Below are 10,227 nucleotides of genomic sequence, written 5' to 3'. Positions count from 1 at the left end.
CGCCGAGCGGCTGCTCGGTCTGCCGAAAGGACGCCGGTGATGCGGTTCCTCCTCGACGAGGCGCAGCGGGACTTCGCGCGCTCCCTGGACGCCCTGCTCACGGCGGCCGGCACGCCCGCTGTGGTACGCGCCTGGGCGACCGGCGACAGCGGCCCCGGCCGGGCACTGTGGTCCCGGCTCGCCGACGCCGGCGTGTTCGCCCTGGCCGTGCCGGAGAAGTACGAAGGCGTGAGCCCGCTGCCGGTCGAACTGGCAGTTGCCTTCCGCGAGTTGGGGCGGCACGCGGTGCCGGGGCCGGTCGTGGAGACGGTGGCGGCCGCGGCCTTCCTGGACCGGCTGGGGGACGACGCGGCCGCGGCCGCGCTGCTGCCCGGCATCGCGACCGGCCGGACCGTCGCCTCGTTCTGCCTGCTCTCTCCCGCCCCCGGCATCGACGGAAGCCCGTACGCACTGGACGCCGACGCCGCCGACCTGGTCCTCGCCGTGCGGGACGACTGCGTGCGGCAGGCCGCCTCGGCGGGGCCCGTGCAGCCGTCCGCCGACCCGGCACGCCGGCTGGCCAGGCCGGTCGGCGGGGACGTACTGGCGCGCGGGCCCGAGGTGCGGGCCGCCGCCGCGTATGCCGCCGACGTCGCCGCGCTGGCCACGGCGGCGCAGGCGCTGGGTCTGGCCCGCACGCTGCTGGCGCGCACGGTCGAGTACGTCCGGCAGCGGACCCAGTTCGGGGTGCCGGTCGGGTCGTTCCAGGCGGTGAAGCACCGGCTGGCGGACACCCTCATCGGCGTGGAGTTCGCCGAGCCGCTGCTGTACGCGGCGGCGCTGGGGCTGGCGGCCGACGATCCCACCGACGTACCGGCGGCGAAGGTCGCGGCGGGCGAGGCGGCGTACGCGGCGGCCCGCACCGCACTCCAGCTGCACGGCGCCCTCGGCTACACCGACGAGCTGGATCTGTCCCTCTGGATCCGCAAGGCCCGGGCGCTGCGGTCGGCCTGGGGGACTCCGGCCGCCTGCCGCACCCGCGTGCTGGAAGGGGCCGGGGCATGAGCGAACTGTCACTGACGGAGGAGCAGGAAGAACTGCGGGCAGCCGTACGGGTGTTGCTCACACGTCACGAGGGCGCTGCGGCCTGGCGGCCGCTGACGGAGCAGATCGGTGTCGCGGGGCTCGCCGTCCCCGAGGAGTACGGCGGCTCGGGGTACGGCGCACGCGAAGTGCACGTGGTCATGGCGGAGTTGGGGCGGGCGCTGAGTCCCGTGCCGTTCCTGGGGTCGGCAGTGCTGACGGTGGGGGCGCTGCTGGCCTCCGGTGACCGGGCGGCCTGCAAGGAGCTGCTGCCGGGGCTGGCCGAGGGGCGGACCGTCGGGGCGCTGGCCTGGGCGGAGCGGGGCGCGTGGGACCCGGCGGCGGTCAGCGTGGAGGCGGTGCCGGGCTCCGGCGGAACGTGGCGGCTCACCGGCGCCAAGGAGTACGTGCTGGACGGGGCGGCGGCCGATGTGCTGCTGGTGGCGGCCCGTACCGGTGCCGGGGTGTCGCTGTTCCAGGTGGCGGTGGATGACCCGCGCGTCCGGCGTGCGGCAGGGGTGACGATGGATCAGACCCGGCCACTCGCCACGGTGGTGTGCGACGGTGCACAGGGGCGGCTGATCGGCGCCGAGGGCGACGGCGAGCGGGTCCTGTCGCACGTACGGGACATGGCCTGTACGGCGCTGGCCGCCGAGCAGGTGGGCGCGGCCGAACGCTGTCTGGAGCTGACCGTCGCGCACGCCAGGGACCGCGTGCAGTTCGGCCGCCCCATCGGCTCGTTCCAGGCGGTCAAGCACCGGCTGGCGGACGCGTACGTCCTGGTGGAGTCGGCCCGGTCGGCCGCGCTGGGCGCGGCGTTCGCGGCGGCGGCCGGTACGGAGGGGCTGTCCTGGGCGGCGGCCGTCGCCAAGTCGGTCTGCTCGGAGGCGTTCTCGGCGGTGGCGGGCGAGATGATCCAGCTGCACGGCGGCATCGGCATCACCTGGGAGCACCCGGCACACCGCTACTTCAAGCGCGCGCACGGCACCGGTCAGCTCTTCGGCCCGCCACAGCACCACCGGGCCCGGCTGGCCGCCGAACTGGGGCTGGGCGAGCGCTGCTCGCGCCCGGCGAGCGGCCAGGGCTGCTCGTCCCCGGAAGCCGACTAGGACTCCTCGCCCCGCCCCTCCGCCTCGTCGTCGTACCGTTCCTCCAGTGCGGCCAGGTCGGCCAGCATCGCGGCCGCCCGGTCGCGCTCGGCGGCGTAGTACCGCTCCGCCCACTTCAGGGTGAGCGCGGTGTAGGCCCAGGCGTCCTCGGTGCCGGCGCCCTCGGCGTCCGCCGCGGCCCGCCGCCGCATGGTCTCGGCGTACTCCTGGTGCCGGCCGAGCACGTCCCGCATCCGGTCGGGGCCGGTCAGATGCCCTAGCCAGAGCCGCAGCATGACGCCGTGCTTGAGTACGGGCGGCTCGACCGGCGCGTCCCGCGTCCAGGCGCGGACCGCCGCCATGCCCTCCTCCGTGATCCGGTACACCCGCTTGCCGCGCGTGCCGGACTCCGGCACGACCGTGCGCGACGCGGCGTACCCGGCCTTCTCCAGCCGTTTGAGCTCGCCGTAGATCTGGCTGAACGACGGGCTCCAGTAGAAGAAGCCCAGCGACCAGTCCGCCCACTTCTTCAGGTCGTAGCCGGACAGCTCCTCGCCGAAGGAGAGCAGTCCGAGCACCGCCCAGCTGGTCGCCGGGAGCCGCTGCCGCTCGCCGTCGTTCGTCTCTTCCGCCACCCGGGCAGTCTAGGGAGCGGCCGCCCGGCTCCCGCCACGGGTCCGGCGCCGCTCGGCCCTTCTCCCACTGGCCGGGAGCCGGCGCTGGCCGCCGCGGCGGCGCCGCATGTGTGATGCCCGCACGGCGCGATGGGCGCCGCCTGACGTGGCAGCGGAGCGGAGGGCGTGATGGCGAGGAGCGAGGACGGCCGCCGGACGGCAGAGCCGGGGCCGGCGGGTCCGGACACCGTCGCGCGGCTGGTGGACCACGCCGCGGCCGCGTACGGGGAGGCCGAGGCGCTGGCCGACGGCGAGACCCGGTGGAGCTTCACACGGCTGCGGGACGAGGTGCACGCGGCAGCGCGGGCGGCGCTCGCGCACGGTGTGCGCCCCGGTAACCGGGTAGCGGTGTGGGCGCCGAACAGCCGGCAGTGGATCGTGGCGGCGCTCGGCGCGGTCTCGGCCGGTGCCGTGCTGGTGCCGGTGAACACCCGCTACAAGGCAGCGGAGGCCGCCGACATCATCCGGCGCAGCGGTGCCCGGCTGCTCCTCACCGAGCGCGGCTTCCTCGGCACGGACTACGTGGCGATGCTGCACGACTCGGGCGCCGACCTCGGCGGACTGCGCACCACCGTGGTGCTGCGCGAGGAGCCCGGGTCCGCGGCGCCGGCGTACGGGACCGTCTCCTGGGACGCGTACCTGGCCGCGGGCGCTGCTGTCCCGGACGCCGAACGGGCCGCGCGGGCCGCCGCCGTACGCCCCGGTGACCTCTCCGACATCCTCTACACCTCGGGCACCACGGGCCGCCCCAAGGGCGTGATGATCACGCACGGGCAGACGATCCGGGTCTACGAGAGCTGGTCACGCACCGTGACCTTGCGCGCGGGCGACCGCTATCTGCTGGTCAACCCCTTCTTCCACACGATGGGTTACAAGGCCGGGGTGCTGGCCTGCCTGCTGCGCGGCGTGACGATGCTCCCCGAGCCCGTCTTCGACGCGGGGCGGGTGCTGCGCAGGATGGCCGAGGAGCGGGTGAGCGTGCTCCTCGGGCCGCCGACCGTCTTCCACGGCCTCGTCCGCCACCCCGAGCGCGCCCGGTACGACCTGTCGGCGCTGCGGCTGGCCGGTACCGGTGCCGCCATGATCCCCACCGCGCTCATCGAGGAGATCCGCCGGGAGCTGGGCGCCACGGACGTCTTCACCGCCTACGGGCTCAGCGAGTCGACCGGGGTGGTCTCCATCTGCCCGGCCGGAGCGGATGCCGCGACGGTCGCCCGCACCGTCGGCGTCGCGCTGCCCGGCACCGAACTGCGGATCGTGGCGCCGGACGACGGGCGCGTGCTGCCGCCCGGCCGGCCGGGTGAGGTGGTCACCCGCGGCCACCACGTCATGGCCGGCTACCTCGACGACCCGGCGGCCACCGCGCGCGCCGTCGACCCCGACGGCTGGCTGCACACCGGTGACGTGGGCGTACTGGACGAGCGGGGCTATCTGACGCTCACCGACCGACTGAAGGACATGTACGTCGTCGGCGGCTTCAACGCCTATCCGGCGGAGGTGGAGCACGCGCTCGGCGGCCATCCCGGCATCGCCGAGGTCGCCGTCGTGGGCGCCCCGGACGAACGGCTCGGCGAGGTCGGCGTCGCGTTCGTCGTGCCCGATCCCGCCGAGGAGCCGCCCACGCCGGACGCGCTCACCGCCTGGGCGCGGGAGCGGCTCGCCAACTTCAAGGTGCCGCGCCGCTTCCACCTCGTACCGGAACTGCCCCGCAACGCGAGCGGCAAGGTCCTCAAGACCGAACTGCGCCGAGCGGCCCGGGAGGGACCGGGAGCCCAGGAAGGCGAAGGAACATGGTGACCAGCCAACCGCTCGACTGCTCCCCTGTGTAACGGACGCAATGCACCCACCCGCGGTATCCATGCACGCCCTGACCGGCCCTCGCCATTGTCACGAATGCTGGTCAGGATGGCGCTCCTTGTGGTGATGACGCCTGGGCGTGGCACCGGTTTCACCCGCGTCCGGCCGCACTTCTATCGGCTGTACGGCGTGTGGTGTCTGCCCGTCAATCCCTTCGAGTCCAGGAAGCATGTCTTCAGGGCGCGGCACGGGCCGCCTCTTGGCCGCCTGGGGCGGCACCACCAGAATTCTGCGCCGACAAAGCTCCTGAACAGTGATGAGCGGGCTGGCCAGGACCCGCTCCAACAGCTGCGCCTGCGCGGGTTCGAGATCCGTCAGGTGCCGCAGCGCCGCGAGTATCTCCTGCAACTCATGACTCCACGCCGGCTGCCATTCCGTGGTCCGGATGTCGTCGAGAGGGCTGCCCCTCCGCCCGGCCGGCCGGCCGCTTCGCCGGCTCAGCCATCTGTCGAGGACGTTGTCCCCGCCTACTTCATAGTGGCGCATGCGCTCGGTCACGGACGTGAAGACACCCGAACCGATGTGCAACGTCCGGTCCGAGGCGTCGTAATCTACCCGTGTTGGTAGCTGATCCCGGCCCACTGGTATCACATATTCGATGTGCGGTTCGGCAGACGCCCATATGCCATCCCCACCCACCGGTCGACCGTCGGACTCATCGGCGCATCGCTCCCCGAATGTCGCGGCCCAGATCACTCTTCTGCCCAACGCTACGGCTTCCTGCCACAGAGCGCGGTCCGCTGTGAGCGGCACACGCACACCCGGGGTGTTGAGTTCGTCAACGAAGCGGTGGGTGAAGGCGGGGTGCGCGGTGAGCGCGGCGACGTAGGCCGCGAGAGCGTCAGCTGTGACCGACAGCCCGCCGAAGGAATTAGCAAGGTGTTGCAGGAGTCCTGGTGCGACGTTGGGGGAGCCGTCCGCATGCCAGAGGGGCAGTACGCGGCCACCTCTGCTGTTGAAGCAGTGCTTGTCTGGAAGAAGCGGCGAGAACACCAATGCTGGTCCGGAATTTATCGGTTGTGAGTGCTGCTCGACGACATACAGTTGGTTCGGAATTGAAGCGGCCCATAAATCGGGGCGCGGCGTGTCCAGCAACCGGTTGTCCGGAATGATCCACTGCCGATCGAAAGCGCGGTAGGAAACTCTTACAGGATCCGGACACTCCTCGGTCTCCTCCCGAATCGGCAGTGGTCGCTGCGGATAGGTGGGCAGAGGGTCTACAACTGTTCCCACACCGCGGTCGCGCGTCTCTTTGAACAAGACCCGCTGTACCGCTTCCTCCGGCTCAGCCAGCAGACGCTCCCACCGCTCACGCAGCTTCTCCTTGTCCGGCCCACACACCCAGGTCCGATTGGCTTGCACCCCGGGCTTCTTCCAAGGAAATATCTCCCCCAGCGCCGGGAATTCGTCCCAGCCTGTCTGCGCCTCCGGCGTGAAGGGGGACCGCCAATCGCTACGTACCGTTGCCCAGCCCTCGCTGCGTATGCCTAAATCCGCGAGCTTCCGGTATTTCTCGTCACGGTGGCCGGCAAGTGCCGTATAGCGAATCGCCGCTGGTTCGTCAGTATCCACTCCCGGACGTCGCACGAACAACGCGATCGCCAGTTGTTGCTGCACTTCTGGAAAGATACGAGTGCGGACCGGCGGCTGCATTCCCTCTGGGCTCAGATCGATGATCCAGCCATCGGAGCACATACGTCGCAGATATTCCCGCATGCCCTGGAAGCCAGGGCCGCGTAGGAAACCGGCCGTGGTGATGAAACAGACGATGCCCTGCTGATGCTCGGGCTTGTGTTGCTCGAAAACCTTGTACGTGGCCCAGCGCCAGAAGTAGACGTAGAGGTTCTTGAGCTTGTGCTCGTGCGCCCCATTGCTGCCGCCGAGCCGGAAGCTGTCGAGCAGTGGCCGTCCACGCCCCGGCGAGCCCTTCTCGATCCAGCCTCCGTCACCTTCTGCTTTCTCCCGGTCAGGCGGATTACCGATGATCACGGTTACCGGCCAGTCCCGCTTGATCTCGTCTGCCGCGGCACTGTTGGATACCAGTGGCGCGTACGTCGCCCCCAGATCAAGTACCGCCCCCTTCTGCCAGGGGTCGGCGAGCGTATCGGTGAGGTGGAGCCGCAGGTCTCTGAGTCTGACATGCGTGTCCTGCTGCCTCAGCGTCTGAGTGATGCGCATTTGCGCAACGGCGTACGCGCCCATTTGCCGCTCAAAACCGATCAGTCGACGCGCGAGTTGCTCGATGGCCTCTCCTCTGAACCCGTCGCCACGTAGCGCCCGCCGGTCAGCCACGAGGTCGATTATTTCACTGAGGAAGGTTCCGGTCCCCATCGCTGGATCAACAATGGTGACCCGATCGTCAGCGAATCCTTCCGGGCAGTGAAGATTCGTCCGCAGCACCTCGTCCGCAAGCCTCGTCATGTGTTCCACGAGCGGCTTGGGCGTGTAGTAAGTGCCAGATCGTCGACGCAGGTCACGATCGTACGCCTGGAGGAAGTGCTCATAGAGATCGACGTGAGCATTCGGTTCGCGTTCCCGAATAGGAGCCCAATTCACCGCCCCGACAATACGCACCAGCATGTTGAGGCAGTGACCGAATCGTTCACCGACATCGTCCGTGAGGATCTGCAGTGCTCGGCCCATGACGGTGTGATCCGCACCGAGTTGCCTACCCACTTCGTGGAGGGTTCGATTCGAAACCGGAATGTCTTCGACTCTGGCCAACAGCAAAGCAAACGTCACGGTCTGGGCATAGCGATCCGCGAAGGCGCGTTCGTAACGATCGACGTTCGCCCCCGGGAAGAGGACCTGTTCCCAATCCTTTGCCAGCGCCGTGAAAGGCCCCGGGCGACGGCTGCACCTCCCCCGGGACCCCCGCTCCTCTTCCGCCAGCCGCTCGACCACTTCCTCCCGTAGTAGTTGACACAACGGTGCCACGTACCGAACGAGTTGCCGAACACTGGCGATCGGCTGCGGATACCAGAGAAGGAAGCTCCGCAACATTTCCTCGAACTCGACGCCACCCGGCCCCGGCGCGCGCAGCCGGCGCCCTGCCCGTGTCAAGTCACCTTCGAAATGAACAGTCCGTACGGGTTCAGGTCCGCCTTGGTATAGAATCCATGAGCGGCCGTTTGTGTAGAGGACGTTCGGCAGCTGGTGCATTAACTCCCACTGTTTCCGGTCACGCCCTTTCAAGCCGCCGGGGGTGACATCCTTCTCCGGCCGCTTCAGTTCTACATATCCAGCGGTACGACCGTTCGCGCTCATCGCGTAGTCGGGGCGCACTCCCAACTCCGGTCGGCGCACCTCGGGATAGAGACGGGGCTGAAGGCGCCACCGCTCCCCCACCGCCACCAGAAGCCGCTCGACCGGACCGCGGATGGCGGCTTCCGGGTCCCCTTTCCCAATGCGGTCCTTGCACTCGGCGCCGTACTCCGAAACGAGTCGCTGCAACCACGAATCTGCCACCGGTCCCCCCTCAGCGCCCAAGACGGCGCAAGGCCGGCGAGGTCCCCAGGAGCTCAACCCTTCCGGCCGCGCCCTGACATCCATCCGGTCACCGGCATCTCCGATGACACGATGGCTTCACCGTAGGAACTGCACGAAAGGAGCGCCAAGTGGGCGCGATGGGGCGCACGATGGCAGAGCGGCGCACGCGGCTGTCGCTGGCAACTGCCGAGCAAGGTCCTCAAGACCGAACTGCGCCGAGCGGCAAGGGAGGGCCTGGGCCGCGAGTCCGGTCCGGCCTGACCGCACCGCCGCTCACCTGCGGCATCGGTCCTATACTCACGCCCGTGACCGAGTCCACCGCACCCTTCGACCCCGCCGAACTGCCGCCCACCAGCTGGGCCGTGCTGGGGCTGCTCTCCTTCGGGGCCGAGCTGTCCGGGTACGACCTGAAGAAGTGGGCCGATTCCAGCCTGCAGTTCTTCTACTGGAGCCCGTCGGCCAGCCAGGTGTACGGCGAGCTCAAGCGCCTGGAGAAGCACGGTTACGTCACGTCGCGGACGGTGTCCCAGGAGGACGGCGTCCGGGGCAAACGCATGTACAGCATCACCCCGCGCGGGAAGGAGGCCGCCGCCCGGTGGGTGAGCGAGGCCCCGGTGGAGCCGCCCGTACTGAAGCACGGCGTGATGCTGCGGCTCTGGCTCGGCCACATGACGGAGCCCGAGCAGCTGCGCGGCATCCTCGAACAGCACCGCGCGTACGCCGAGAAGATGACCCAGCGGGCCCGCGCCACGGCCGAGGGCTCGGCCAAGGAACCGTCCTGGGCGTACACCGAGCTGGTGCTGCGGTGGTCGGAGAAGTACTACGAAGCGGAGCGGGAGTTCGCCGAGTCGGCGCTGCGCGACCTGGACGAGGTGGCGGCGACGGTACGCGCGGCCGAGCAGCCCGCTCCGGGGCCGGCCCCACGCGGACGCGGCAAGAAGACGGACTGACGCACGGCACCGCCACCACGTCGTGCCCCCTGCAGCATTGACATTTCGATCAGGCGTATTTCTAATCGAAATGCCGGTCAGTGAAAACACTGCACCGGACGCCACTGCCGGCTCGACCACGACGAGGTGAGACCGCACGTGCCGCTGGACCCCGTGGCCAAGGCCATCATCGACCTGTCCGAGGCGCACTTCCCGCGCCTGGGCACCGAGGTGTTCGACGCGGCCGAGGCGCGCCGCCTCCTCGCGGCCCGGCCCGCCCCGGCGGGCGCAACCGTCCCGGTGGCGCGGGTCGAGGACCGGCGGCTGCCCGGCCCGGCCGGTGCCCCGGAGGTCCCGGTCCGCCTGTACTGGCCGCGGGCGGCCGGCGACGGCGCGCTGCCCGTGGTGGTGTTCTGCCACGGCGGCGGCTTCGTGATCTGCGACCTCGACTCGCACGACACGATGTGCCGGGAGATGGCCAACGCCACGGGCGCGCTCGTCGTCTCCGTCGACTACCGCCGGGCGCCCGAGCACCGGTTCCCGGCAGCGGCCGAGGACGCCTACGCGGTGCTGTGCTGGGCCGCCGCGCACGCCCCCGAGGTGGGCGGTGACCCGGCCCGCATCGCGGTGGCCGGTGACAGCGCGGGCGGCAACCTCGCCGCGGTGCTCCCCCTGATGGCCCGCGACCGCGGCGGCCCGATGCCCGTCTTCCAGCTGCTGGTCTACCCGATGCTCGACCCCGCCCGGGACACCCCGTCCTACCGCGAGAACGCCCGCGGCTACTTCGTCACCGCCGACCATCTGCGCTGGTACTGGGAACAGTACTTGGGCACGGAGGCCGACAGCGGGCATCCGTACGCCTCACCGCTCGCCGCGCCCGACCTCTCCGGCCTGCCGCCCGCCCACGTGCTCACCGCCGAGTACGACCCGCTGCGCGACGAGGGCGAGACGTACGCACGGCGACTGCGGGAGGCGGGCGTCACGGTGGACGTACGGCGCTACGCCGGGGTCTTCCACGGCTTCTTCGGCATGCCGGCCCAACTCCCGGCCGCCGCCGAGGCGAACGACGCGGCGTACTCGGCACTGCGGGCCGCACTGCACCGCTGACCACCTTCCGCCGACGGTGAA

General features: G+C 70.4%; 7 protein-coding genes. 5 read left to right on the top strand and 2 right to left on the bottom strand.

Annotated elements, in window-relative coordinates:
- Positions 1-39 precede the first annotated feature (39 nt).
- Positions 40-1,044: an acyl-CoA dehydrogenase family protein gene (locus C3486_RS25375; protein ID WP_103835084.1), complete on the top strand. Its 1,005-nt coding sequence runs from the start codon at positions 40-42 to the stop codon at positions 1,042-1,044.
- A 5-nt stretch (positions 1,045-1,049) separates the two neighbouring features.
- Positions 1,050-2,171, top strand: coding sequence for an acyl-CoA dehydrogenase family protein (locus tag C3486_RS25370; RefSeq protein ID WP_103835088.1), 1,122 nt, complete (start codon positions 1,050-1,052; stop codon positions 2,169-2,171).
- On the opposite strand, the gene C3486_RS25365 is transcribed toward C3486_RS25370, so the two are convergent.
- Positions 2,168-2,785 carry a PadR family transcriptional regulator gene (locus tag C3486_RS25365; protein WP_103835083.1) on the bottom strand — a complete coding sequence of 206 codons (618 nt, stop codon included), beginning with the start codon at positions 2,783-2,785 and terminating at the stop codon, positions 2,168-2,170. The two genes, C3486_RS25370 and C3486_RS25365, sit on opposite strands and share 4 nt — an antisense overlap.
- Positions 2,786-2,953: 168 nt before the next feature.
- On the opposite strand from C3486_RS25365, the gene C3486_RS25360 reads away from it, so the two are divergent.
- Positions 2,954-4,621, top strand: a complete 1,668-nt coding sequence (locus tag C3486_RS25360; protein WP_103835082.1) for a FadD3 family acyl-CoA ligase — start codon at positions 2,954-2,956, stop codon at positions 4,619-4,621.
- Positions 4,622-4,711: 90 nt separating this feature from the next.
- Here C3486_RS25360 and C3486_RS25355 read toward each other — a convergent pair whose 3' ends face one another.
- On the bottom strand, positions 4,712-8,149 hold the full coding sequence (locus tag C3486_RS25355) for a type ISP restriction/modification enzyme (protein ID WP_181138687.1): 3,438 nt from the start codon (positions 8,147-8,149) through the stop codon (positions 4,712-4,714).
- 326 nt (positions 8,150-8,475) lie between these two features.
- Here C3486_RS25355 and C3486_RS25350 point away from each other — a divergent pair, with 326 nt between their 5' ends.
- Positions 8,476-9,120, top strand: a complete 645-nt coding sequence (locus tag C3486_RS25350) for a PadR family transcriptional regulator (protein WP_258052984.1) — start codon at positions 8,476-8,478, stop codon at positions 9,118-9,120.
- A 138-nt stretch (positions 9,121-9,258) separates the two neighbouring features.
- Positions 9,259-10,206 (top strand): alpha/beta hydrolase, encoded by a 948-nt coding sequence (locus tag C3486_RS25345; protein ID WP_103835080.1) that lies wholly within the window; start codon positions 9,259-9,261, stop codon positions 10,204-10,206.
- The last annotated feature ends 21 nt before the right edge of the window (positions 10,207-10,227 follow it).

The organism is Streptomyces sp. Ru73, from assembly GCF_002920575.1.
GTDB lineage: Bacteria > Actinomycetota > Actinomycetes > Streptomycetales > Streptomycetaceae > Streptomyces.
Note: the sequence above shows the minus strand (reverse complement) of the source record. Positions and strands in the feature narration are given on the sequence as shown.